The organism is Kribbella sp. NPDC004138 (genome assembly GCF_053603655.1).
Window position 1 is genome coordinate 40,364 of the sequence record NZ_JBSGFZ010000010.1, and the last position, 22,238, is coordinate 62,601.

Genomic DNA, 22,238 nt, shown 5'->3' on the forward strand with positions numbered 1-22,238 from the left:
CTCGCGGCTACCTTGGGCCGGTATGGGACTCAACGACGTGCTCTACGACCCCATCCGGCACAACAATTGGGCGACAGGCAGTCTGATCGACTTCTGTCGCGCGCAGAACCTGACCGCCGATCAGCTCCAGATCACCGGCGTCGGCACGTACGGCGGCATTCTCGCGACGCTCGACCACATCGTGCGCTGCGACGGCAGCTACCTGCGCGGGATCGCGGACCGGCCGCTCGACTTCGTCGACAGCGAACCGGCCGCCGATCTGGAGACGCTCGCCCGCTGGAACGCCGAGGCCGGCGATCTCTGGGAGTACTTCCTGACCCAGCCGTTCGACGTCGAACGCGTGATCATCGTCGACGACAACACCCGTGGCACGCGGGCCGGCATCTTCGTCGCGCAGGCGATCAACCACGCCAACCACCACCGCGAGCAGGTCTGCGCCATCCTCACCGGCCTCGGCATCGAGCCGCCGGACATCCAGGCCTGGGAGTACGCCTGGACCAGCCGGCGGATCTGGGACCTGGACGAGACGCCGGTCTAGCTGCCCGCGACCGCCGACATCAAGCCCGGCTCGTAGGAGCCTCCGAGCTGGTTGAGCGTCACGGCGAGCCGGTTGGTCGCGTTGATCATCGCGATCAGCGTGACGAGCGCGATCAGCTGGTCCTCGTCGTAGTACTTGCTCGCCCTGGCCCAGGTCTCGTCCGAGACGCCTCCGGGGAGTTCGGACAGTCGCGTCGCCTCCTCGGTGAGCGCCAGCGCGGCCTGCTCCTCCTCGGTGAAGACGGTCGAGTGCCGCCAGCCCGCGACGAGGTGCAGCCGGGTCGCGGTCTCGCCCTCGGCCGCGGCCTCCTTGGCGTGGATGTCGATGCAGTTTCCACACCCGTTGATCTGACTGGCCCGGAGCATCACCAGGTTCTGGGTGGTGTGCGACAGACCGGTCTGCTGCAGCAGGGTGTGTACGGCGAACAGCCGCTTCGCCAGTTTGCCGCCGAGTTCGTTCTGCATCAGGTCGATACGGGGTTCCATCGTTCGTCGTCCTCACTCATGGGATCTACTGGATGAACACGAGATGCCGCGGGCCCGGTCCCCGTGACGGTCCGCCGACGTGACGAGCGCCATACGGACGCAGCTGTCACAGGATCCGGCCGGGCGGCATCTGGTGGGTGTCATCCGTGCGTACGAGGGAGTCCAGCCCATGACCGGTACCGACCGGGCCACCGAGGCCTTCGTTGCTCATCGCAACCTCTTGTTCACCGTCGCCTACGAGCTCCTCGGTTCCGCTGCGGACGCCGAGGACGTGCTGCAGGAGACGTGGCTGCGGTGGGTCGGTGTGGACCTCGACACGGTGCTGGACCAGCGTGCCTATCTGGTCCGGATCGCCAGCCGCCAGGCCCTGCAACGCCTGCGCACGCTCGGCCGCCGCAAGGAGTCGTACGTCGGACCGTGGCTGCCGGAGCCGCTGCTCACCGCGCCGGACGTCGCCGAGGACGTCGAGCTCGCCGACAGCGTCTCGATGGCGATGCTGCTGGTCCTTGAGACCCTCAAACCGACCGAACGCGCGGTCTTCGTCCTCCGCGAGGTGTTCGGCCTCGACTACGACGAGATCGCGAAAGCCGTCGACAAGACCCCTGAGGCCGTCCGCCAGATCGCGCACCGGGCCCGCTCCCACGTCGCCGCCCGCCGCCCGCGAGGCGTCGTGTCCGCCGACCAGACCCGCGATGCCATCGACGCGTTCCAGCGCGCTGTGAATACCGGCGACCTGCAGGGCCTGGTCGACATCCTGGCGCCCGACGTCGTCTTCCTCGGCGACGGCGGCGGCGTCGTCCAGGCGCTCCCGCGCCCGGTCGTCGGCGCCGAGAAGGTGGCCCGCCTGCTCGCCCTGGCCGTGGAACGCCTGGCCGAAGGCTCGCTGGAGACGACCCAGATCAACGGGCAGCCGGCCCTCGTCCTGCGCTTCACCGACGAGGTCGACACCGTCACCGTCCTGCACGTCGAGGACGGCAAGATCGCCGGCCTCTACGCCGTCCGCAACCCCGCCAAGCTGTCCCACCTCACCGACGAGACCTTCCTGACCCGCTAACTGACGTCTGGGCGGGTCATGAGCGGTGCCGTGACATGCAATGCCAGGCTGGGGCCGGTCAGCGGAACGACGTTCCAGGCGGCGACCGCCGTACCGGCCTCGACAACCAGCCGGATGCGGTGCGGAGTGGTGATGACGTAGATGTCGGCGACGAACCTGTCGTCCTGCCAGGCGCCGGTTGCGACGATCGGGCGGCCGAGGGGTGAACTCTCCCGCCACTCGCCGTGGCCGACCGCGATCTCGAGCGCGTCCCCGAGGCGTACGAGCCAACCGCCGTCGAGCGGCTCGACGAGCACCGCGGTGCCGTCGGTCAGCGGTGAGTCGGCTGCGGAGCCGTCGGCCTTCGCCTCGACAGGATGCCGCGGGCCGGTCGAACCCGTGACTGGCGGGAGGGACAGCTGTTGGAGGCGCTCGGCGAGGAACTCGTCGTACTCGGCGGTTCCCGGATCGTCGAGGCCCGGGAACAGGCACTCCCAGAACAGGCCCGGCAGCGCGTCGGTGGGGTCGACGGCGCCGGTCGCGGCGATCACCAGATCGTGTTCCGGGACCACCACGCAGTACTGGCCGTAGGAGCCGTGACCGTGGTAGCCGTGGCGCGAGATCCAGAACTGGTAGCCGTACCCGCGGAGGAAATCGGGGTTCTGCGACCAGTTCGGGAGCGGCAGGGTCTCGATCTGCCGGCTGGTCGCGAGGTCCACCCAGTCGCGCGGGACGAGCTGACGGTCACCCCAGCGGCCGCCGCGCAGCAGCAGTTCGCCGAACGCGGCGACGGCTTCGGTCGTGAGGTGCAGCCCGTGGAACCCGAACGCGGCGCCGCTCGCCACCCGGTCCCATTCGGCGTGGTCGATCCCCATCGGCCTGAACAGCCGCTCGTCGAGCAGCCCCGGGAGGTCGCGGCCCGTGACCCTCTCGACCATTCGCGCGAGGACGTACGTGGTCGAGTTGTCGTACACGTGCCGGGTGCCCTCGGGGTCCGGGAACGGTGTCCTGAGGAACCCCTTCACCAGATCGTCCGGCTCCAGCTGCCACGCCTCGGTCAGGCTGTCCTCACGGTTCCCGACTGTCATCGACAGCAGATGGTGGACCGTGATGCGGCGCGCCCGCTCCGAGATACCGTCCGGAACACGGTCGGGCAGTACGTCGACCACCCGATCGTCCAGCGACAGCAGTCCGTCGCTGATCGCGAGTCCCACGGCGACGGACGTGAACGACTTGGTCAGCGAGTAGAGCAGTTGCGGGCGCTCGGCGGAGTACGGCGCCCACCAGCCCTCGGCGACGACGTGCCCGCGGTGGACGACCATGAGCGAGTGGCACTCAACGCCCCGCTCCTCAAGCCGATCCAGCAGCAGACCCACCGCGCGAGCCGACATCCCCGACCCCCGCGGCGAAGACCGCGGCAACACCTGACCATGACCAGACACCCATGCACCCTAAGCCGGACGGGGGACGCTTGGCGCGTGACTTTCCTGGCGAGAGCAGCGACCACCAACGGCCGGTCCTGATTCAGAGGTTTGCGGATTCGGGGACGGGGGTCAGTGGGGTGCCCTTGGAGAAGTAGGTGAGGAGGTTTTGTACGACCAGGTCGGCCATTGCGTTCCGGGTGGGGATGGTCGCGGAGCCTACGTGGGGGAGGAGGACTGCGTTCGGGAGCGTGAGGAGGTCGGGGTGGACCTTGGGCTCGTGTTCGAAGACGTCCAGGCCGGCGGCGTGGATGGTGTTGGTGCGGAGGGCGTCGACGAGCGCCTGCTCGTCGACCACGGTGCCGCGGGCGACGTTGATCACGATGCCTTCGGGCCCGAGCGCCTCGAGTACGTCGGCATTCACCAGGTGGCGGGTGCTCTCGCCGCCGGGGATGACGATCATCAGGACGTCGACGGCGGCGGCCATCTCGACGAGCGACGGGTAGTACTCGTACGGGACGTCCTTGGCGTTGCGGTTGTGGTAGGCAACGGTGATGCCGAACGGCTGGACGCGGTCGGCGATCGCCTGCCCGATCCGGCCGAGGCCGAGGATGCCCATCCGGCGGCCGTGCATCGTTGCGCGGGTCAACGGGTACGGACGGCCGTCGGCCCACCGGCCGTCGCGCAGGTACCGCTCGGCCTGCCCGAGCTCGCGCACCGTCATCAGCAGCAGCCCGAGGGCGGTGTCGGCGACCTCGTCGTCCAGGACGCCCGGCGTGTTCGTGACGACGACGCCGCGCTCGGCGGCCGCCGCGGCGTCGATCCGGTCGTACCCGACGCCGAAGCTCGCCACCAGTCGTACGGCCGGAAGCCGGTCGAGCCACGGCCCGTCGATCGCCGTACCGCCGGTGGCGACGGCGACGATCTCGTCCCGGCGGGCCGCGATGACGGCGTCCGGGTCGCTCTCCTCCCACAGCCGGATCAGCTCGCACTGACCCTCCAACCCGGCGGCGACGGCGTCGTTCATCGGTCCTGGCATCAGCACGACTGGTAGTCCCATGGCCTCATCCTTGTCGACGGCCGCGACCGGTGCCAGGAACCCGACCAGCATCTGAACGGAACCCGAAGTTCCGCCCGGACCCTGTTGCCCCGGCGTCCCGAGCGGCGACCATCGGGACAGGAGGCCATCATGATCATCGACTGCGCTTACTACCGGGACGGACGCCGCCAGCACGTCGAGGCGATGTCGGTCGCGGACGCCGCCGCGGCCTGCCGGGCCGGCGGCTTCGTCTGGCTGGGCATGCACGAGCCCAGCACCGAGGAACTGACCGAGGTCCGGGACAGTTTCGGCCTGCACGAGCTGGCCGTCGAGGATGCGCAAACGTTCCATCTCCGCCCCAAGGTCGAGCCGTACGAGGGCGACATCCGGCTCGTCATCCTGCGCACCGCCCGGTACGACGACGAGCGCGAGGAGGTCGACTTCGGCGAGGTCAGCGTCTTCGTCGGGCCGTCGTTCGTGATCACGGTCCGCCAGGGCGTGGCCAGCGACCTGCACGGCGCGCGGATCCGCCTCGAGCAACGGCCCGAACTGCTGGAGTGCGGCACCAGTTCGGTGCTCTGGGCGATCCTCGACCAGGTCGTCGACGGGTACGGTCCGGTGGTCGCGGAGCTGGAGCGCGACATCGAGGAGGTCGAGCGGACCGTGTTCGCGGGTTCCGTCGCGCCCACGGAGCGGATCTACTTCCTGCGCCGCGAGGTGACCGACTTCTACCGCGCCGTGCACCCGCTGATCGCGGTGCTCGCCACGCTGGAGCGCGACGCCCGCTCCACCCCGCTCCTGCCGTATTTCCGGGACGTGCACGACCACCTGGTACTGGTGAACGAGGAGGTCGCCGCCCAGCGTGACCTGCTGGCCACGGTCCTGGAGGCGAACATGGCGGTGATCGGCGTCGAGCAGACCAAGGTCAGCGTCCGGCAGAACGCGACGATCGAGCAGCTGACCATCTTGGCCACGGTCTTCCTGCCGCTGACCTTCGTCACCGGCTTCTTCGGCCAGAACTTCGGCTGGCTGGTCGACCGGATCGGAGCCGAGTGGGACTTCCTGGTGCTGGGGATCGGCGGGCTGCTCGTCCCGTGCATCGCGCTGGCGATCTGGTTCCGCCGTCAACGGGCAGCCCGACGGCAAGCTGCCTGACCTCGGGTAGCGGCCACCTCCCGGCCGCTACCCGGCGGATGCTGGGCGTATGACCACCACAGCAACCTTCCACGCGTACTTCGGTTACCGCGACGCCGTCGCCGCACTCCGCTGGCTGGAGAAGGCGTTCGGCTTCGAGACCTCGATGGAGGTCCCGGACGGCAAGGGCGGGATCATGCACGCCGAGATGCGGTACGGCGGTGTCGCGTTCACGCTCTTCACCGACGAGCAGGGGTACGACCGGCCGACGCGCAAGGGCGAGACCGTCGGCCACGGGATGTACGTCGCGTTCGACACCCCGGCCGAGGTTGATGCGATGTTCGCGCAGGCGACCGCTGCCGGGGCGGACGTGGTGTGGAAGCCCGAGCTGACCGAGTGGGGCAACTACCGCTTCCGCGTCGCCGACCCCGCAGGCTACGAGTGGACCTTCGGGACGCACCGTCCCGGCCGGTAGCGCAGTTGGCGCTGGACCTAGGAGGACCAGCCGCCGAGGTTCAGGTCGGCGACGACGACCGGCTGGCCGGAGGTCAGTGACTGGTTGGCGGCGATCCCGACCGCGACTGCGCGCACACCGTCGTGGACGTCGGCAGCGCGCCCCAGCGGATCGTTGCCCGGGCCAACGAAGAGGTCGCTGTAGATCAGCTTGTCGCCGCCCCCGTGGCCGCCTTCACCACGGGGGATCTCGACCTCGACCGCGGTAGCCCAGTGCTTCTGCAGTACCAGCCGCTCACCGTTCGTCCGCACCTCACCGGCGATCACGCGACCGGAGGGGTAGCTCGGGTCGATCTGGTCGTCGACGACCGCGGCCCGCTCCACGACCTCCAGCTCCGCGCGCCCCAGCGTGCCGTTCACCGACACCCGGTATCCCTCCCACGGCGAGTGCGCGTTCAGCGAGTAGCTCAGCCGCGCGCCGTTCGCGTACTCCGCGATCACCGACATGTTGTCCTCGATCGTGATGCCCGGACCGAACACGTCCTGGTCGCGCAGATACCCGTCGTACTTCTCCGCCTCGTAGTACAACTGCCGGTTCGTGTCGTCGGTGCGCAGGTCGAGCAGCCACGGGTCGTTGGCCGAGCCATCGATCGTGCCGCGCTCCGGACGCTCGCCGAGCCCGCGAGCCGCTGCGTTGTCGGAGCCGTAGAAGGCCAGCCCGCCGGACGCGAACACGCGCTTCGGCGACGAGGCGATCCACCAGTTCACCAGGTCGAAGTGGTGGGACGCCTTGTGGATCAGCAGACCGCCGGAGTTCTTCTTCTCGCGGTGCCAGCGCCGGAAGTAGTCCGCGCCGTGCCGGGTATCGAGCACCCACTGGAACTCGACGCTCGTCACCTCACCGATCTCGCCGTCCTGGATCAGCTGCCGCAGCGCGCTGTTCCGCGGCGAGTACCGGTAGTTGAACGTGACGACCACGGATTTGCCGGACTCGTTCATCGCGTCGACGATCTGCCGGGTGCCGTCGGCGTCGATGGTCAGCGGCTTCTCGACGATCACGTCGGCGCCGGCGCGCAGCAGCCGCGACACGACCGCGGCGTGCGTGTAGTCGGGACTCGTCACCACCACGCGGTCGACGGACTGCTCCTTGACCATCTGCTCCAGGTCGTCGGCGCCGTACTGCGGGAGCTCGCTGCCGCCGAGCTCCGCGACGAAGCGCTGGTGGAACGCCAGCCGGCCCGGGTTCGGGTCGAGCAGGGCGACCAGCTCCGCCTCCTCGGGGTGGTCCTGGAGGATCGCGCGGATGTACGACTGCGCGCGCGAACCGGTCCCGGCGACTGCATACCGTCTGGCCACGGTGGACTCCTTCTACTCGTGTAGACGCTGACGCTAGCAATCGCTTTCCGTGGCGGTCAACCGTCGTACCATCGCTTCATGCCCAAGGACCCGGTGACGCGCAACGACGTGGCGGAGTACGCCAGGGTCAGCACGGCCGTCGTCAGCTACGTCGTGAACGAGGGCCCGCGGAAGGTCGCGCCGGAGACCCGTGCGCGGGTGCTCGACGCGATCCGCGCGCTCGGGTACCGGCCGAACGCGACCGCTCGGGCGCTGCGGATGGGGACGACGCGGACGTTCGGCCTGATCACGCCGGACGGCGGCAATCCGTTGTTCGCCGAGCTCGCGAAGGCGATCGACCGGGAGGCGGCGGCCCGCGGGTACGTCGTCCTGCAGACCAGCGCCGACGGCGATCCGCTGACCGAGCGGGCGAAGATCGCGGAGCTGCTGACCCGCCAGGTCAGCGGGTTGCTGCTGGTCGCGCCGACCGCGGATCCGTCGCTGGACGACGTCGAGGTCCCGGTGATCGCGATCAACCGGGTGCTGCCGACGGTCAGTTCGGTGCGCCCGGCGTACCGCGAGGGCGCGCGGCTCGGTGTCGAGCACCTGATCTCCCACGGTCATCGCAGGATCGGCCTGGTGATCGGCGGCGCCGGCCATCCCGAGCGCGAGCTGGGCTGGCGCGACGCGCTCGAAGCCGCCGGGCTCGCCGAGGGACCGATCGCGCGCGCCACGTTCTCCCGCGAGGGCGGCTACCGGGCCGCGCAGACGCTGCTGGAATCGCAGCCCACGGCGATCTTCGCCAGCTCCGACCTGCAGGCCATCGGCGTACTGCGGGCGCTCCATGAGGCGGGCGTCGACGTGCCCGGCGACGTTGCGGTGGCGGCGTTCGACGGGACCCCCGAGACCGAGTACACCTGGCCGCCGCTGACCGTCGTACGCCAGCCCGTCGAACAACTCGCCCGTGAGGCCGTCCGCCGGCTGATCGAGGGCGAGGAATCGGTGGACGCCCTCACCGTCGCGACAGAGCTGATCCTCCGGAGATCCTGCGGCTGCTAGAGCGTTCCGACGTCCTCGAAGATCAGAGCGGTGCGGGTGGCGAGGACTTCGGGGATCGCCTGGAGTTTCTCGAGGACCAGGCGGCGGAGGCCTTCGTTGTCGGCCGCGCGGACCAGCAGGATCGCGTCGAAGTCGCCGCCGACCAGGGCCATGTGCTTGATCTCCGGGATCGCCTGGAGCTGTTTGCGCAGCGTCCGCCAAGAGCTCTGACGGAGACTCAGAGTGACGTACGCCGACGTGGCGAGGCCGAGTCTGAGCGGGTCGACGGTGACCGTGAAACCGGTGATCACGCCGGTGTTCGTGAGCCGCTCGACACGGGCGTACGCGTTCGCGCGGGAGATGTGCACCTCGTCGGCAAGAGCCCGGATCGAGAGCCGTCCGTCGCGTCCGAGGGCCTCGATGATCTGCCGATCGATCTCGTCGAGCGCCGGGGCGACGACAATCTGTCCAGGACCGGCCCGGTGGACCATCACCTCGTCGGACATTTTGTGGCCCCAATCTGCCTTCGCGCACCAAACGTCTCGCGATTCTCCCAGCTATGGCTCAACTTGGCCAGGAGGGACGACGATGTGGCTACCGTCCGTCTCCCTGCGCTGGAGGGTTCATGACCACCGTCGAGGAGCGTTTGCTCCCCTCCGCGGAACCCGTCTGTCTGATCGATCAGTACGGCGTACCGCACGACCACCCGTCGTACGGGCTGCCCTCCAAAGAGGCGCTGCTCGACGGCTACACACAGTTGATCAAGGGCCGCCGGTTCAACGACCAGGCCAGTGCGCTCGTCCGCCAGGGCCGGCTCGCGGTCTACCCGTCGTCGTTCGGCCAGGAGGCTTGTCAGCTCGCCGCCACGATGGTGCTGCGCGAGGGGGACTGGCTGTTCCCGACGTACCGCGACTCGGTGTCGATCATGAGCCGGGGCGTCGACCCGATCGAGACGCTGACGCTGCTCCGCGGCGACTGGCACTCGGGCTACGACCCGTACGAGCACAAAGTCGCGCCGCAGGCGACGCCGCTCGCGACCCAGCTCCCGCACGCGGTCGGGGTCGCGCACGCGGCCCGGCTGAAGGGCGAGGACACGGTCGTGATGGCGCTCGTCGGCGACGGCGGCACGAGTGAGGGCGACTTCCACGAGGCGCTGAACTTCGCGGCGGTGTTCCAGGCGCCGGTGGTGTTCTTCATCCAGAACAACGAGTACGCGATCTCCGTCCCGCTCGCACGGCAGAGCGCCGCGCCGTCGCTCGCGCACAAGGGCATCGGGTACGGCATCCCGGGCGAACGGGCCGACGGCAACGATCTCGCCGGGCTGCTGGCCGTCCTCGGACAGGCCGTGGAGAAGGCCCGCGCCGGCGAGGGGCCGCAGCTCATCGAGGCACACACCTACCGGGTCCAGGCGCACACCAACGCCGACGACGCGACCCGGTACCGCGAGGACGCGGAGGTCGCCCCGTGGCTGCAGCGCGACCCGATCGAGCGGCTGACGACGTACCTCGAGCAGCAGGGCTGGCTGGACGACGACGTGAAGCAGCGTGCCGAGGCGGGCGCGGTCGAGGTGGCCACGCAGTTGCGCGACGGGCTGATGCCGGAGCCGTCGGTCGACCCCGCCGATCTGTTCGCCCACCTGTACGCCGAGGAGACGCAGCAGTTGCGCGAGCAGGCCGCGTTCCTCCGCGACGAGCTCGCCCGTGAGGAGGCCTGATGACGCACACGAAGATCTCGATGGCGCAGGCGCTCAACCAGGCCCTGCGCGACGCGATGACCGCCGACGAGACCGTGGTGATGTTCGGTGAGGACGTCGGCGCGCTCGGCGGCGTCTTCCGGATCACCGACGGGCTGTCCGCGGAGTTCGGTGAGCAGCGGTGCTTCGACACCCCGCTGGCCGAGGCCGGCATCGTCGGGATGGCGGTCGGGATGGCGATGAACGGCCTGCGCCCGGTCGTCGAGATGCAGTTCGACGCGTTCGGGTACCCGGCGTTCGAGCAGATCGTGTCGCACGTCGCCAAGATGCGGAACCGGACCCGCGGCCGGGTCACGCTGCCGATGGTGATCCGGATCCCGTACGGCGGCGGCATCGGCGGGGTCGAGCACCACAGCGACTCGTCGGAGAGCTACTTCGCGCACACGCCGGGGCTGACCGTCGTGACCCCGGCAACGGTCGCGGACGCGTACGCGTTGTTGCGGAAGGCAATCGAGTTCCCGGACCCGGTCGTGTTCATGGAGCCGAAGAAGCTCTACTGGGCCAAGGAGGAGGTTGACCTCACCGAGTCGCAGCCCGGGATCGGCAAGGCCGTCGTCCGGCGGGAGGGCGCGGACGCGACGCTGATCGCGTACGGTCCCGCGGTGCCGGTCGCGCTGGAGGCCGCCGAGGTCGCCGCGGCCGAGGGGCGGCAGCTGACCGTGGTGGACGTGCGGTCGCTGGCGCCGTTCGACGACGAGACGGTGTGCGCGGCGGTCCGGCGTACCGGGCGGGCTGTCGTCGTGGCCGAGGCGAGCGGCTTCGCGAGTGTGTCGTCGGAGATCGTTGCCCGGGTCACCGAGAAGTGCTTCCACTCGCTGGCCGCGCCGGTGCGGCGAGTGACCGCGTTCGACATCCCGTTCCCGCCGCCGAAGCTGGAGAAGCACCAGCTCCCGAGCGTGGACCGGATCCTCGACGCGGTCGACGACCTGCAGTGGGAGGATTCGTGAACACGTTCCTGCTCCCCGACCTCGGCGAGGGCCTGACCGAGGCGGAGATCGTGCGCTGGCTGGTGAAGGTCGGTGACGTGGTCGCCGTCGACACCCCGATCGCGGAGGTCGAGACGGCGAAGTCGATCGTCGAGCTGCCGTCGCCGTACGCCGGGGTGATCGAGGAGCTGCACGGCGAACCCGGCACCACGGTCCCGGTCGGGAAACCGCTCATCACGGTCGGCGACCCGGACGGCGCGGCGTACCGGCAGGAGGAGCGCGCCGGGTCCGGCAACGTCCTGGTCGGCTACGGCACGGTGGACGCCGCGACGTCCGGGCGGCGGCGGAAACCGCGGGTTTCCGGAACTGCACCGGCTGCGCGGAACGTTCCGGAAAACAAGGTTCCGTTGGTCGTTTCCCCGCTGGTGCGCCGGTTGGCGCGGGACGCGGAGGTGGATCTTCGCGAGCTGACCGGGTCCGGCGAGGGCGGTCTGATCGTCCGGCGGGATGTCGAGCAGGCGATCGCCGCACGGGTCGCGGCAACCCAGGAGCCGGTCGCCGCACCGAGGCCGGCCGTGTCGGAGCCGGTGGCTCCGCGGACCGGGCTGCCGGAGTTGCGGCGGGTTCCGATGAGCGGTTTCCGCAAGGCGGTCGTCGCGACGCTGAGCCGGAGCCGGGCGGAGATTCCCGAGGCGACCACCTGGGTCGACGTGGACGCGACCGCACTGGTCGAGCTCCGGGAATCGTTGCGATCGGCAACGGACCCCGGCCCGGGGCTGCTCGCGCTGATGGCCCGCTTCGTGGTCGCCGGCCTGCTCAAGTACCCGGAGCTGAACGGGTACGTCGACACCGAGCGCGAGGAACTCGTGCAGTACGACGGGGTGAACCTCGGCCTCGCCGCGCAGACGGACCGCGGCCTCGTCGTCCCGGCCGTCGCGGGTGCGCACGCACTGACGACGCGCGGTCTGGATGCGGAGATCCGCCGCCTGACCGAGTCGGCGCGGGACGGGCGGCTGACCCAGCAGGAGCTGACCTGCGGGACGTTCACCCTGAACAACTACGGCAGCTTCGGTGTCGACGGCAGCGCCGCGATCATCAACCACCCGCAGGTCGCGATCCTCGGCGTCGGCCGGATCATCGACCGGCCGTGGGTGGTCGACGGCGAGCTCGCGATCCGCAAGCTCACGCAGTTGTCGCTCGTGTTCGACCACCGCGTCTGCGACGGCGGTACCGCGGCCGCGTTCCTGCGCTTCGTCGCCGACGCCTTCGAGAACCCCGCGTCCGCCTTCGCCGATCTCTAGGAGATTTGCCGCGGCCGCAGTCCGACCAGGATCACCCGCAGCCCGGAGGCGAACCGCGCCTCCGGGCCGGCGTGGCTCTCGCGGTCCAGGTACGCCGTGAGGTGCTCCGCGTCGACTCCCATCCGGCCGGCCGATTCGGACGCCCAGCGCGATCCGTTCAGCCCACTGCGCCGTACCACCGAGAGCCAGGCGGCGTCGGTGACGGCCGAGCCGATCAGGTACTGGAAGACGGCCGAGACCGCCGCGACCAGGTGCGTGCCGCGGAAGCCCGCCGACCTGAGGATCGTGTGCAGGCGCTCGGTCAGCCCTTGATAGTTCGGCCCGAGCCCGGCGTGCGAGGCCAGCAGTTGGCACGCCCACGGATGTTCCGACAACGCCTGATAAGCCGCTCGGACAACGCTCGTCACCTGGTCCCGCCAGTCACCCTCGTCCCGCGCTTCGAGCGCGGGCGCGAAGACCTCGTCGACCACGAGCTCGAGCAGGTCGTTCTTGGTGGCGATCCGCCAGTACAACGCCGAGGTCGCGGCGGTGCCGAGCTCGGCCGCCATCACCCGCATCGAGAACGCGTCCAGGCCTTCGCGGTCGAGCAGCTTGATCGCGGTCAGGACGATGTCCTCCCGGCTCAGCGGCGCCTTGGTCGGCGACGGCTCCTCCCGCAGCCAGACCGATCCCAGCACCGTCTTCCGATCCGCTTCGCGCGCCACCCGCCGGAGCATAGCTAATACGGTGTGTCAGGAGCGAGAACGCTGTATCAGTGGCGCGTGACGAGGTGCGCGGAGCCGGACTTGCGCCCGGCGGTCCGCGTAGCGACAATCGCGAACGTCGAGGGAGCACCCGCGATACCCGGCCAGCCTGAGGACCAGGGACCACTTGCCTGACGCATCGCCGAAACGTCGCCGTCCCGGCCGGGCGCGCCCCTCGTGGTGGGCAGTCGCCGCCTGGACGGCCGGTGTCGCACTCCTGGTGACCGGTGCGTACCTCCAGTTCAGGCCCAAGGACGACACGAGCCGTCCACAGGCAGGCCCCGGTACGACGTCCACGTCGAGCGGCCCGACCGGCAGGTCGCCGAGCAGAAGCGCCACCGCGCCGTCGAAGACTCCGCGGCAGAGTGCGCCGCCCCCGGAGGTCCGCAGTACGGCGCGGCCCCAGCCCGGCGATCCGATCAGGGTCTCCGTGCCGCGGCTGGGAGTCTCGGCGCGGGTGCTGAGCATCCGGGCGCGCGGTGGCACGCTCGTACCGCCGTCGAATCCTCTGCTCGTCGGCTGGTGGTCCGACGGAGCCAGACCGGGCGCCGCCAAGGGCTCGGCGATCATCACCGGCCACACCGTGCATACCGGCGGTGGCGCGTTCGACGATCTCGACCGCCTGACCGCGGGTGACACGGTCTCGGTGACGACCCGGCGCGGCGCGATCAGTTATGTGGTCACGACGGTCACGGTCTACCGCAAGCGAGCCCTCGCGAAGGCGGCGTCCAAGGTCTTCGACCAATCGGTCCCCGGCCGCCTCGTCCTGGTCACCTGCGAGGACTGGGACGGCACGTCGTACCTCAGCAACGCTGTGGTTGTCGCCATCCCCAAGACCTGACCGGGACTGTCGTCAGGCCACGTTGAAGGTGTCGGGGTCGGGCCCGGTGCGTTCGTTGCGGTCCAGTGTGCCGATCGCGGCCAGGTCCTCGTCGGTGAGCGCGAAGTCGAAGACGTTCAGGTTCTCGCGGATGCGGGACGGGGTGACCGACTTCGGGATGACGATGTTGCCGAGCTGCAGGTGCCAGCGAAGCACGATCTGCGCCGGTGTGCGCTCGTACTGCTTGGCCAGCGTTTTGATGACCGGCTCCGACAGCAAGCTGCCGCCCTTGGCCAGTGGACTCCAGGCCTCGGTGCGGATGCCGAAGTCCCGGCCGTAGGCGCGTACGTCGGTCTGCTGCAGGTACGGGTGCAACTCGACCTGATTCACCGCCGGTGTGATCCCAGCCAGCCGGTCCAGGTGGTCAGGCTGAAAGTTGGAGACGCCGATCGCGCGGACGCGGCCGTCGGCGTACAGCTTCTCCAGCGCGCGCCAGGTGTCGGCGTACAGGTCACGGGCCGGCGTGGGCCAGTGGATGAGGTACAGGTCCAGGTACTCCAGGCCGAGCAGCGACAGGCTCTGGTCGAACGCCTTCAGCGTCGAGTCGTAGCCCTGGTCCGCATTCCACAGCTTGGTGGTGATGAACAGGTCGCCGCGGTCGATCCCGGACGCACTGATCGCCTGACCGACACCCGCCTCGTTCTGGTACGCCGCCGCGGTGTCGATGCTGCGGTACCCGGCGTCGAGCGCGTGCGTCACGGCGGTTGCTGTTTCGTCGTTCGGGACCTGGAAGACGCCGTACCCGAGCTGGGGCATCTCGACGCCGTTGTTGAGCTTCACGGTGGGGATCATCAGTGGCTTCCTTCAAGGGCTGGTGCGGAGACCCGGGTGCGGTCGAGCAGGCCCGAGATGAGTGCGACGAGCAGACCGGTGACGGCCAGCGCGGCGCCGACCCAGTTGGGCGCCGTGTAGCCGAGTCCGTGCTCGATGGTGAGTCCGCCGAGGTAAGCGCCGGCGGCGTTGCCGAGGTTGAACGCAGCGATGTTGGCCGCGGAGGCCAGCGCCGGAGCACCCGTTGCCTTGTCCATGACGCGCTTTTGCAGCGGTGCGACAGTGGCGAAGCCGGCAGCGCCGAAGAGCGCGATCGTCACGGCAGAAGGGAGCTTGGCGTGCGCAGTGAAGACGAAGACGACCAGTACGGTGGCCAGTAGCGTCAGGATGAGGTACAGACTCGGCATCAGCGACCGGTCCGCTGCCTTACCTCCCAGCAGGTTGCCGACGACGAGCCCACCGCCGAACAGCACCAGCAGCCAGGTCACAGCACCGGCAGAGAAGCCCGCGACCTCGGTCATCATCGGTGCGATGTAGGTGAACGACGCGAACACCCCGGCGAAGCCCAGTGCGGTCATGGCCAGTGCCAGCCACACCTGCAGGCTCTTGAACACGGCCAGCTCGCTACGCAGCCCCGGACCTTCCGCTGTGTCCTGCCGCGGCACCAGGACGACAATGCCGAGCAGTCCGATCACCCCGAGCGCAGTCACGGCCCAGAACGTCGACCGCCACCCGAACTGCTGCCCCAGCGCCGTCCCGCCCGGCACGCCGAGCACGTTGGCCACGGTCAGCCCGGTGAACATCAGGGCGATCGCACTTGCCTGCTTCGCCTTCGGGACGAGCGACGCAGCGACCACGGAGCCGACGCCGAAGAACGCTCCGTGTGACAGCGCCGCCACGATCCGGCCGGTCATCAGGACGCCGTACGACGGGGCGAGCGCGGACAGCAGGTTTCCGGCGATGAAGACGCCCATCAGCGCGATCAGCACGGTCTTGCGGGAGACCTTGGAGCCGATCGCGGTGAGCAGCGGGGCGCCGACCACGACGCCCAGCGCGTAGCCGGAGATGAGCAGTCCGGCGGACGGGATGCTGACGCCGAAGTCGGTGGCGACCTCGGGCAGCAGCCCCATGATGACGAACTCGGTCGTCCCGATCCCGAAGGCGCCGATGGCGAGCGCGAGCAAGGCCGCGGGCATGGGTTCTTCTCTCCCTCGAATGTAGTCTTATGACTGTTACCGGCGTGCGCGATAGTTGCACACGCGGGCTATTGCACAAGCGCTATGATTGCGCATGCAAGAACGAAGTTCAAGTGGAGGTTGTCGTGGGACTACCGGATGACGCCGCGGAGGCGCGGGCGCAGGGGTGGCGGACCCTGGCGGCGCTGCATGCCCGGATCGAGGACGAGCTGGAGCGCGCGCTGCAGAAGCAGCACGGGCTGTCGGTGAGTGAGTACAGCGTGCTGGATGTGCTGGCGCGGCAGGACGACTACTACCTGCGCATGAACCAGCTGTCGAACGCCGTCGTGCTGAGTCAGTCCGCCACAACCCGGCTGGTGAACCGGTTGGAGGACCGCAAGCTCCTGCAGCGCTACCTGTGCCCGACCGACCGCCGTGGCATCTACACCGAGGTCACCGAGGCCGGCCGCGACCTGCTGGACCAGGCCCAGCCCACCCATGACGCCGTCCTGACGTCGGCGCTGCAGCAGGCCTCTGAGCTACCCGAGCTCTCCCCGCTGGTCGAGGCGCTGGGGAAACTCCCGCTGACGGTGTGACATGGCTCGCCGCTACGACAACCGCAAGCTGTACGTCCTGCTGATGGGCAGCTGCCTGACGCTGATCATCCTGGCCTGGTTCGTGGTGCGGCTGTTCTCGATCCCGGTGGCGATCGGGATGAGCGCGGTCGCCGCCGTCCTGCCCCCGACCGCCGCGATCATCGCGAACTCGGGTCACGACAAACGCTGACGGGCGTCCGCCGGGGTCGGGTCGAGGTAGAGGTGCCGCACCATCGGGAACGCGTCGCGGACCTTCTTGTCGATCCGTTCCGCGAGCTGCTCGACGGCGGCCCCGGTGGTCTCGGAATCGTCCAGGTCGACGGTCGCGACCACCAGCACCTGCTCCGGCGCCAGCCGCAGGCTGAGCAGCTCGGGCACTTCGTCGATCCCGGGCTCGCCCGCGATGATCGCGCGGATCTCGCGCTGGGTGTCGGTCGGCAGCGCACGCCCGATCAGCATCGCCTTGTTGTCGCGACCGAGGACGAACGCGACGACGATCAGCAGCAGCCCGATCGCGATCGACGCGGCGCCGTCCCAGAGATGCTCGCCGGTGACGACCGCCAGCGTCACCCCGATCGCGGCGATCAGCAGGCCGACCAGCGCGGCGGAGTCCTCGAGCGCCACGGTCTTGACCGCGGGCTCGGCAGCACGGAGCTGGTGCAGCAGCGGTACACCGGCCGCCCGCGCCTCCTGCCGGAGCTGGAGCATCGCGCGCAGCCAGGAAGCGCCTTCGAACACGAACGAGATCCCGAGCACCGGATAGATGACCGCGAGCGCGGCGATCGGCTCGGGCGCGAGGATCGACCGCAGCCCCTCGGTGATCGAGAAGCCGGCGCCGAGCACCAGGATGCCGACGGCGGCGAGGAGCGCCCAGAAGTACCGCTCCATCCCGTAACCGAAGGGATGGCGCGCGTCGGCGGGCTTGCGGCTGCGGTGCAGCGCGGTCAGCAGGAACACCTGGTTCAGCGTGTCGGCGACGGAGTGCGCCGCCTCGGCGAGCAGGGCCGTGGATCCCGAGAGCAGGCCGGCGACGATCTTCGCGATCGCGATCGCGAGATTCGCCGTACCGGCCAAGAGGACTGTCGCGTCCGACTCTTCGTCAGGCATCACCTTCGCGTGCCCGCAGCCCGGCCGATCGAAACAGCACGTCGACGAACGCGGCCGCGAGCGGATCCGGTTCGCCGCGGGTGTACGCCGTCAGCGTCCGGCGTACGGCGGGCTCCAGGTGCAGCACGCGACCGTCGAAGTCCTTCGGGAGGATGTTGTCCGGAACGAGGGCGGGGCCCAGGCCGGCCGCGGCCAGCGCGGGCGCGGCAGCGGTCTGCTCGGTGCGTACGGCGATGCGCGGCTCGAAGCCCGCCTGTGCGCAGACGTTGTCGAGCACGTCCGCGAGGCCGTGCCCCGGTGCGTAGTGGACCCAGGCGCGGTCGGCCAGGTCGTGCAGCTTGACGGTGTCGCTGGACGCGACGGGATCGTCGGCGGCCACCACGACGACGAGTTCCTCGGTGCCGAGGACGCGGGTGACACCTGGCCAGTCCGCCGGTTCGGGGCCGACGGCGAGGTCGGCCTGCCCGGAGTGCATCGCGTCGACGAGCTCGTCGGTATGGCGGTGCTCGAACAGGCGGATGCCGACGTTCGGGCGGGTCTGCCGCCAGGCTCGGAGCGCGGCCGGCAGCACGCCGAGCGTGATCGAGTAGAGCGTCGCGATCTGCAGTTCGCCGACCTCGAGTCCGGCGGCCTGCCGCGCGGCGCAGCGCGCCCGCTCCGCGTCGGCCAGGGTCGCGCGGGCGTGCGGAAGCATCGCGCGCCCGGTCGGGGTCAGACGGATGCTGCGGGGGAGCCGCTCCAGTAACGGTCCGCCGGCGGAGCGCTCGAGGGTGCGGATCTGGTGGGAGAGGGCGGGCTGGGTGACGTGCAGCAGCTCGGCGGCCTTGGTGAACGAGCCCTGATCGACCACGGTGACGAGGTATTCGAGCTGCCGGAGCGTTGCCATGTCTTCAGTTTATGGGTTCGGTGAAAACTATGCCTTGGATTTATCCGCGCAGGTCGGCAAGGCTGTTCGGTATGGAGAACGTCGCGTTGGTGGTGGGTGCCCGAGGAGTCATCGGGACGAATCTGGTCGAGCATCTGGCGTCGCTGGCCGAGTGGCGGGTGATCGGGCTGTCGCGCCGCGGCGGTATCGACGTACCCGGCCGGGTGCGGCACGTCGCCGTCGACCTGCTGGACCCGGACGACACCCGGGACAAGCTGTCCGGGCTGACCGACGTGACGCACGTGTTCTACGTCGCGTACCAGGACCGCCCGACCTGGGCGGAGCTCGTGCCCCCGAACCTCGCGATGCTGGTGAACGTCGTCGACGCGATCGAACCGGTCGCCCGACAACTACAGCACGTCAGCCTGATGCAGGGCTACAAGGTGTACGGCGCGCATCTCGGGCCGTTCAAGACGCCGGCGCGGGAGGACGACCCGCCGCACCTGCCGCCGGAGTTCAACGTCGACCAGCAGCGCTTCCTCGAGGAACGCCAGCAGGGCAAGGCGTGGACCTGGTCGGCGCTGCGCCCGTCCGTGGTGGGCGGGTCCGCGCTCGGCAATCCGATGAACCTCGCGGTCGCGATCGCCGTGTACGCGTCGCTGTCCAAGGAACTCGGCGTACCGCTGCGGTTCCCGGGCAAGCCGGGCGCGTACCACTCGCTGCTGGAGCTGACCGACGCCGGATTGTTGGCCAAGGCAACGGTCTGGGCGGCGACCGCGCCGGCCGCGGCGAATCAGGCGTTCAACATCACGAACGGCGACCTGTTCCGCTGGAGCGAGCTGTGGCCCAAACTCGGCGCGTGGTTCGGGCTCGAGGTCGCGCCGCCGCTGCAACTGTCCCTGCAGGACGTGATGGCGGACAAGGAACCGGCCTGGAAACAGCTGCAGGCCGCCCACGGGCTGGAGGCCACGTCGTTCGCCGAGGTGTCGTCCTGGCCGTTCGCCGACTTCGTGTTCGGCTGGGACTACGACTTCTTCGCCGACGCGTCGAAGTCGCGGCGGGCCGGGTTCCACGAGTACGTCGACACCGAGCAGATGTTCTACGGCATCTTCGCGGATTTGCGGCGGCGCCGGATCATTCCGTGACGGTTCCCGGCCCGGCTCCTGGTAGCGCGACGGATCCGCGGTTGCCGCCGGATGTGGCATGCTCCGGGCTGTGACGGCGATGGGTGCGGGAAAGCTGCTCGGGACGAACCTGCGGGCGCGGCGGGACGAGCAAGGCATCTCGCTGTCCGAACTCGCCCGGCGGTCCGGGATCGCGAAAGGTACGTTGTCGCAACTGGAGTCCGGGGCGGGCAACCCGACGATCGAGACAGTGTTCAGTTTGTCGAACGCTCTCGGTGTTCCGGTCTCGGCCCTGCTGGCCGACTCGCCGGCCTCCGACGTGGTGCTCGTGCGGTCCGCCGACGTCGACGTCCTGTCCGGCGACGCGATCGACCTGCGGATGCTGCGGCGGCTCGAGCACCCGGGCGGGCTGTTCGAGATCTACAACCAGGAGATCCGGCCGGACGCGGTCCAGCACTCCGACGGGCATCCGGGGACCGAGCATCACATCGTCCTGACGGGATGCTTACGAATCAATGCTCACGGGCAGAGCGCGGACCTGGGGCCGGGCGACTACCTGGCGTTCCGGGCCGCCGGGCCGCACTCGTACGAGGCGGTGGACGGGCCGGTGCGGTCGGTGCTGCTGCTCGAGTACCCGCCGGACGTGTACCCGACGGCGGCCGGCGGACCGCATCTGCCGGTCTAGTTGCCGGCTGGGTTCCGGGAAAGGTCCGGGAGAGGTCCGGTTGGGTGCATTGACCGGTCGACGGAGGCGCGCGTAGTCTCGGTATCGTTCATTTTAGCGAACGCCTGCCGAGGAGGTCCGTCATGCACCGGTCCGCGACACCCGATGTGGTGGTGGTCGGCGCGGGCATGGTCGGGGCGGCGTGCGCGGAGGCGTTGTCGGCGGCCGGGGTGCGGGTCCTGGTCATCGACCGCGACGGCCCCGCGGCCGGGACTACGGCGTCCGGTGAGGGCAACGTGCTGGTCTCGGACAAGGAGCCGGGGCCGGAGCTGGAGCTCGCCGTCGCGTCACGCGCCGAGTGGGACGTGGTCCGCGCGCGGCTGCTCGAGCGGGTCGCCGACGTGGAGTGGGAGGCGAAGGGCGGCGTCGTGGTGGCGACCGGAGACCCGGAGCCGCTGACCGCGTTCGCGGCGAAGCAGCGTGAGGCCGGGGTCGCCGCGCAGGTGATCACGCCCGCGGAGGTCTTCGAGCTCGAGCCGCTGATCACGCCGCGGGTCACCGTCGGTGTGCACTATCCGGACGACGCCCAGGTGCAGCCGGTGCTGGCGGCGACGGCGTTACTGGCAACGGTTCGCGAGCGCGGCGGCGAGGTCAGATCGGGGGTCACCGCGCTCGGGATCCGGCAGTCACGAGGCCGGGTCGTCGGCGTCGACACGTCCGACGGCGACATCGCCTGCGGTGCGGTGCTCAACGCGTGCGGGCCGTGGGCCGGTGCGTTCGCCGCGGCGGCCGGCACGCCGATCGAGGTGCTGCCGCGGCGCGGGATGATCCTCGTGACGGCACCGCTCCCGGAGTGCGTGCGCCACAAGGTGTACGACGCGGACTACGTCGGCGCGGTCGGCAGCGGCGACGCCGAGCTGCAGACCTCCACCGTGGTCGAGTCGACGCGAGCCGGCACCGTGCTGATCGGGTCGAGCCGCGAGCGGATCGGATTCGACGACGCGATCCGGGTGCTGGTGCTGCGAGAGCTTGCGCGCAAGGCGATGCGACTGTTCCCGTTCCTCGGCGACGTCCCGGTGATGCGGACGTACGGCGGCTTCCGGCCGTACGCTCCGGATCACCTGCCGGTCATCGGCCCCGACCCCCGCGTCCACGGCCTGTGGCACGCGACCGGCCACGAGGGCGCCGGCATCGGACTCGCCCCCGCCACCGGCCGCCTCGTCACCGAACAGTTCCTCGGCCTGGCCCCCCACCTCGACCCGTCCCCGTTCCGCGTCGACCGCCCGGCGGTGATCGCCGCATGACCACGATCAAGCCGAGCCCGCGCTACGACGGTGCGCGGTACGACGGTGCGCGGTACGACGGTGCGCGGTGCGACGGTGCGCGGTGCGACGGTGCGCGCGGCACCGTCCCGCCTTCATCCGCTCCGCCACACCTCCACCGCACCCCACCCGGAGCCGACCGCAAGCCTTCCTCAGTCCGTCGCGTCGGTGCGTCATGACCGCCTACCTGCGCCCACAATCCGGCGACCCGGCCGAGGTCGGCACCCCACCGGCACTGGACGTCACCATCGACGGCAAGCCGGTCGAGGCGCGCGCCGGCCAAACGGTCGCCGCCGTACTCCTCGCCAACGGCCAGGACACCTGGCGAACCACCCGCCTCCACGACCGCCCTCGAGGAATCTTCTGCGGAATCGGCGCCTGCCAAGACTGCCTGATCACCATCAACGGCCTCCCCGACATCCGAGCCTGCCAACGCACAGTCGCCCCCGGCGACACCATCACCACCCAACAAGGCGCAGCACTTCCAGCGACAACACCATCGGGAACGGCGCCCTCGAACACACCGCCTTCCGGC

General features: G+C 69.9%; 24 protein-coding genes and 1 pseudogene. 15 read left to right on the forward strand and 10 right to left on the reverse strand.

Annotation, left to right across the window (positions count from 1 at the left end):
- The first annotated feature begins 22 nt into the window (after positions 1-22).
- On the forward strand, positions 23-538 hold the full coding sequence (locus tag ACWEOO_RS16025) for a DinB family protein (protein WP_452143603.1): 516 nt from the start codon (positions 23-25) through the stop codon (positions 536-538).
- On the opposite strand, the gene ACWEOO_RS16030 is transcribed toward ACWEOO_RS16025, so the two are convergent.
- Positions 535-1,023, reverse strand: coding sequence for a carboxymuconolactone decarboxylase family protein (locus tag ACWEOO_RS16030; RefSeq protein ID WP_452143604.1), 489 nt, complete (start codon positions 1,021-1,023; stop codon positions 535-537). The genes ACWEOO_RS16025 and ACWEOO_RS16030 overlap by 4 nt on opposite strands.
- 169 nt (positions 1,024-1,192) lie before the next feature.
- On the opposite strand from ACWEOO_RS16030, the gene ACWEOO_RS16035 reads away from it, so the two are divergent.
- On the forward strand, positions 1,193-2,077 hold the full coding sequence (locus ACWEOO_RS16035; protein WP_363717482.1) for an RNA polymerase sigma-70 factor: 885 nt from the start codon (positions 1,193-1,195) through the stop codon (positions 2,075-2,077).
- Here ACWEOO_RS16035 and ACWEOO_RS16040 read toward each other — a convergent pair.
- A complete protein-coding gene (locus tag ACWEOO_RS16040; RefSeq protein WP_452143605.1) occupies positions 2,074-3,498 on the reverse strand; it encodes a serine hydrolase domain-containing protein in 1,425 nt (474 codons plus the stop codon). The two genes, ACWEOO_RS16035 and ACWEOO_RS16040, sit on opposite strands and share 4 nt — an antisense overlap.
- 82 nt (positions 3,499-3,580) lie before the next feature.
- On the reverse strand, positions 3,581-4,537 hold the full coding sequence (locus ACWEOO_RS16045; protein ID WP_452143606.1) for a 2-hydroxyacid dehydrogenase: 957 nt from the start codon (positions 4,535-4,537) through the stop codon (positions 3,581-3,583).
- Between the two features lie 129 nt (positions 4,538-4,666).
- On the opposite strand from ACWEOO_RS16045, the gene ACWEOO_RS16050 reads away from it, so the two are divergent.
- Both ACWEOO_RS16050 and ACWEOO_RS16055 read left to right on the forward strand, forming a co-directional pair.
- Complete coding sequence (locus tag ACWEOO_RS16050; protein ID WP_363717480.1) at positions 4,667-5,671, forward strand: magnesium and cobalt transport protein CorA; 1,005 nt, start codon at positions 4,667-4,669, stop codon at positions 5,669-5,671.
- A 49-nt stretch (positions 5,672-5,720) separates the two neighbouring features.
- Positions 5,721-6,125, forward strand: coding sequence for a VOC family protein (locus ACWEOO_RS16055; RefSeq protein WP_452143607.1), 405 nt, complete (start codon positions 5,721-5,723; stop codon positions 6,123-6,125).
- 17 nt (positions 6,126-6,142) lie between these two features.
- Here ACWEOO_RS16055 and ACWEOO_RS16060 read toward each other — a convergent pair whose 3' ends face one another.
- Positions 6,143-7,459, reverse strand: a complete 1,317-nt coding sequence (locus tag ACWEOO_RS16060) for a Gfo/Idh/MocA family protein (protein WP_452143608.1) — start codon at positions 7,457-7,459, stop codon at positions 6,143-6,145.
- A 78-nt stretch (positions 7,460-7,537) separates the two neighbouring features.
- On the opposite strand from ACWEOO_RS16060, the gene ACWEOO_RS16065 reads away from it, so the two are divergent.
- Positions 7,538-8,497 carry a LacI family DNA-binding transcriptional regulator gene (locus ACWEOO_RS16065; RefSeq protein WP_452143609.1) on the forward strand — a complete coding sequence of 320 codons (960 nt, stop codon included), beginning with the start codon at positions 7,538-7,540 and terminating at the stop codon, positions 8,495-8,497.
- Here the strand turns inward: ACWEOO_RS16065 and ACWEOO_RS16070 are convergent.
- Positions 8,494-8,982: an Lrp/AsnC family transcriptional regulator gene (locus tag ACWEOO_RS16070; protein ID WP_130387870.1), complete on the reverse strand. Its 489-nt coding sequence runs from the start codon at positions 8,980-8,982 to the stop codon at positions 8,494-8,496. The genes ACWEOO_RS16065 and ACWEOO_RS16070 overlap by 4 nt on opposite strands.
- A gap of 119 nt (positions 8,983-9,101) precedes the next feature.
- On the opposite strand from ACWEOO_RS16070, the gene ACWEOO_RS16075 reads away from it, so the two are divergent.
- The 3 genes from ACWEOO_RS16075 to ACWEOO_RS16085 are packed head-to-tail and all read left to right on the forward strand — an operon-like array spanning position 9,102 to position 12,456.
- Entirely contained in the window at positions 9,102-10,190 is a 1,089-nt protein-coding gene (locus tag ACWEOO_RS16075; RefSeq protein ID WP_452143610.1) for a thiamine pyrophosphate-dependent dehydrogenase E1 component subunit alpha, read from the forward strand.
- A complete protein-coding gene (locus ACWEOO_RS16080) occupies positions 10,190-11,176 on the forward strand; it encodes an alpha-ketoacid dehydrogenase subunit beta (protein ID WP_452143611.1) in 987 nt (328 codons plus the stop codon). Before ACWEOO_RS16075 ends, ACWEOO_RS16080 begins: the two co-directional genes overlap by 1 nt.
- Positions 11,173-12,456, forward strand: coding sequence for a dihydrolipoamide acetyltransferase family protein (locus ACWEOO_RS16085; protein ID WP_452143612.1), 1,284 nt, complete (start codon positions 11,173-11,175; stop codon positions 12,454-12,456). The genes ACWEOO_RS16080 and ACWEOO_RS16085 overlap by 4 nt, the downstream gene beginning before the upstream one ends.
- Here the strand turns inward: ACWEOO_RS16085 and ACWEOO_RS16090 are convergent.
- On the reverse strand, positions 12,453-13,160 hold the full coding sequence (locus tag ACWEOO_RS16090; RefSeq protein WP_452143613.1) for a TetR/AcrR family transcriptional regulator: 708 nt from the start codon (positions 13,158-13,160) through the stop codon (positions 12,453-12,455). The genes ACWEOO_RS16085 and ACWEOO_RS16090 overlap by 4 nt on opposite strands.
- A 166-nt stretch (positions 13,161-13,326) precedes the next feature.
- Here ACWEOO_RS16090 and ACWEOO_RS16095 point away from each other — a divergent pair, with 166 nt between their 5' ends.
- Positions 13,327-14,040: a sortase domain-containing protein gene (locus tag ACWEOO_RS16095; RefSeq protein WP_452143614.1), complete on the forward strand. Its 714-nt coding sequence runs from the start codon at positions 13,327-13,329 to the stop codon at positions 14,038-14,040.
- A 12-nt stretch (positions 14,041-14,052) separates the two neighbouring features.
- Here the strand turns inward: ACWEOO_RS16095 and ACWEOO_RS16100 are convergent, their stop codons facing one another.
- Both ACWEOO_RS16100 and ACWEOO_RS16105 read right to left on the reverse strand, forming a co-directional pair.
- A complete protein-coding gene (locus ACWEOO_RS16100; RefSeq protein WP_452143769.1) occupies positions 14,053-14,874 on the reverse strand; it encodes an aldo/keto reductase in 822 nt (273 codons plus the stop codon).
- Positions 14,871-16,046 carry an MFS transporter gene (locus ACWEOO_RS16105; RefSeq protein ID WP_452143615.1) on the reverse strand — a complete coding sequence of 392 codons (1,176 nt, stop codon included), beginning with the start codon at positions 16,044-16,046 and terminating at the stop codon, positions 14,871-14,873. Before ACWEOO_RS16105 ends, ACWEOO_RS16100 begins: the two co-directional genes overlap by 4 nt.
- 125 nt (positions 16,047-16,171) lie before the next feature.
- On the opposite strand from ACWEOO_RS16105, the gene ACWEOO_RS16110 reads away from it, so the two are divergent.
- Together ACWEOO_RS16110 and ACWEOO_RS16115 are read left to right on the forward strand one after the other, a co-directional pair.
- Positions 16,172-16,621: a MarR family winged helix-turn-helix transcriptional regulator gene (locus ACWEOO_RS16110; RefSeq protein WP_452143616.1), complete on the forward strand. Its 450-nt coding sequence runs from the start codon at positions 16,172-16,174 to the stop codon at positions 16,619-16,621.
- Position 16,622: 1 nt separating this feature from the next.
- A complete protein-coding gene (locus tag ACWEOO_RS16115; RefSeq protein WP_359931615.1) occupies positions 16,623-16,811 on the forward strand; it encodes a DUF3099 domain-containing protein in 189 nt (62 codons plus the stop codon).
- Here the strand turns inward: ACWEOO_RS16115 and ACWEOO_RS16120 are convergent.
- Positions 16,796-17,728 (reverse strand): cation diffusion facilitator family transporter, encoded by a 933-nt coding sequence (locus tag ACWEOO_RS16120; RefSeq protein WP_452143617.1) that lies wholly within the window; start codon positions 17,726-17,728, stop codon positions 16,796-16,798. The genes ACWEOO_RS16115 and ACWEOO_RS16120 overlap by 16 nt on opposite strands.
- Positions 17,721-18,614, reverse strand: a complete 894-nt coding sequence (locus ACWEOO_RS16125; protein WP_452143618.1) for a LysR family transcriptional regulator — start codon at positions 18,612-18,614, stop codon at positions 17,721-17,723. Before ACWEOO_RS16125 ends, ACWEOO_RS16120 begins: the two co-directional genes overlap by 8 nt.
- 71 nt (positions 18,615-18,685) lie before the next feature.
- Here ACWEOO_RS16125 and ACWEOO_RS16130 point away from each other — a divergent pair, with 71 nt between their 5' ends.
- The 4 genes and pseudogenes from ACWEOO_RS16130 to ACWEOO_RS16145 form a co-directional block, all read left to right on the forward strand.
- Complete coding sequence (locus ACWEOO_RS16130) at positions 18,686-19,738, forward strand: SDR family oxidoreductase (RefSeq protein WP_452143619.1); 1,053 nt, start codon at positions 18,686-18,688, stop codon at positions 19,736-19,738.
- A gap of 58 nt (positions 19,739-19,796) precedes the next feature.
- Positions 19,797-20,402: a helix-turn-helix domain-containing protein gene (locus ACWEOO_RS16135; protein WP_359931627.1), complete on the forward strand. Its 606-nt coding sequence runs from the start codon at positions 19,797-19,799 to the stop codon at positions 20,400-20,402.
- A gap of 122 nt (positions 20,403-20,524) precedes the next feature.
- On the forward strand, positions 20,525-21,685 hold the full coding sequence (locus ACWEOO_RS16140) for an NAD(P)/FAD-dependent oxidoreductase (RefSeq protein ID WP_452143620.1): 1,161 nt from the start codon (positions 20,525-20,527) through the stop codon (positions 21,683-21,685).
- Between the two features lie 193 nt (positions 21,686-21,878).
- Positions 21,879-22,163: pseudogene (locus ACWEOO_RS16145) on the forward strand ((2Fe-2S)-binding protein); the annotation flags it as partial.
- Positions 22,164-22,238: the final 75 nt, after the last annotated feature.

Excerpts from the sequence above, each read along its gene's own strand:
- ACWEOO_RS16025 (WP_452143603.1), top strand. The coding sequence starts at position 23 with ATGGGACTCAACGACGTGCTCTACGACCCCATCCGGCACAACAATTGG.
- ACWEOO_RS16030 (WP_452143604.1), bottom strand. The coding sequence starts at position 1,023 with ATGGAACCCCGTATCGACCTGATGCAGAACGAACTCGGCGGCAAACTG.
- ACWEOO_RS16035 (WP_363717482.1), top strand. The coding sequence starts at position 1,193 with ATGACCGGTACCGACCGGGCCACCGAGGCCTTCGTTGCTCATCGCAAC.
- ACWEOO_RS16045 (WP_452143606.1), bottom strand. The coding sequence starts at position 4,537 with ATGGGACTACCAGTCGTGCTGATGCCAGGACCGATGAACGACGCCGTC.
- ACWEOO_RS16050 (WP_363717480.1), top strand. The coding sequence starts at position 4,667 with ATGATCATCGACTGCGCTTACTACCGGGACGGACGCCGCCAGCACGTC.
- ACWEOO_RS16055 (WP_452143607.1), top strand. The coding sequence starts at position 5,721 with ATGACCACCACAGCAACCTTCCACGCGTACTTCGGTTACCGCGACGCC.
- ACWEOO_RS16065 (WP_452143609.1), top strand. The coding sequence starts at position 7,538 with ATGCCCAAGGACCCGGTGACGCGCAACGACGTGGCGGAGTACGCCAGG.
- ACWEOO_RS16070 (WP_130387870.1), bottom strand. The coding sequence starts at position 8,982 with ATGTCCGACGAGGTGATGGTCCACCGGGCCGGTCCTGGACAGATTGTC.
- ACWEOO_RS16075 (WP_452143610.1), top strand. The coding sequence starts at position 9,102 with ATGACCACCGTCGAGGAGCGTTTGCTCCCCTCCGCGGAACCCGTCTGT.
- ACWEOO_RS16080 (WP_452143611.1), top strand. The coding sequence starts at position 10,190 with ATGACGCACACGAAGATCTCGATGGCGCAGGCGCTCAACCAGGCCCTG.
- ACWEOO_RS16105 (WP_452143615.1), bottom strand. The coding sequence starts at position 16,046 with ATGCCCGCGGCCTTGCTCGCGCTCGCCATCGGCGCCTTCGGGATCGGG.
- ACWEOO_RS16115 (WP_359931615.1), top strand. The coding sequence starts at position 16,623 with ATGGCTCGCCGCTACGACAACCGCAAGCTGTACGTCCTGCTGATGGGC.
- ACWEOO_RS16120 (WP_452143617.1), bottom strand. The coding sequence starts at position 17,728 with ATGCCTGACGAAGAGTCGGACGCGACAGTCCTCTTGGCCGGTACGGCG.
- ACWEOO_RS16125 (WP_452143618.1), bottom strand. The coding sequence starts at position 18,614 with ATGGCAACGCTCCGGCAGCTCGAATACCTCGTCACCGTGGTCGATCAG.
- ACWEOO_RS16130 (WP_452143619.1), top strand. The coding sequence starts at position 18,686 with ATGGAGAACGTCGCGTTGGTGGTGGGTGCCCGAGGAGTCATCGGGACG.
- ACWEOO_RS16135 (WP_359931627.1), top strand. The coding sequence starts at position 19,797 with ATGCTCCGGGCTGTGACGGCGATGGGTGCGGGAAAGCTGCTCGGGACG.
- ACWEOO_RS16140 (WP_452143620.1), top strand. The coding sequence starts at position 20,525 with ATGCACCGGTCCGCGACACCCGATGTGGTGGTGGTCGGCGCGGGCATG.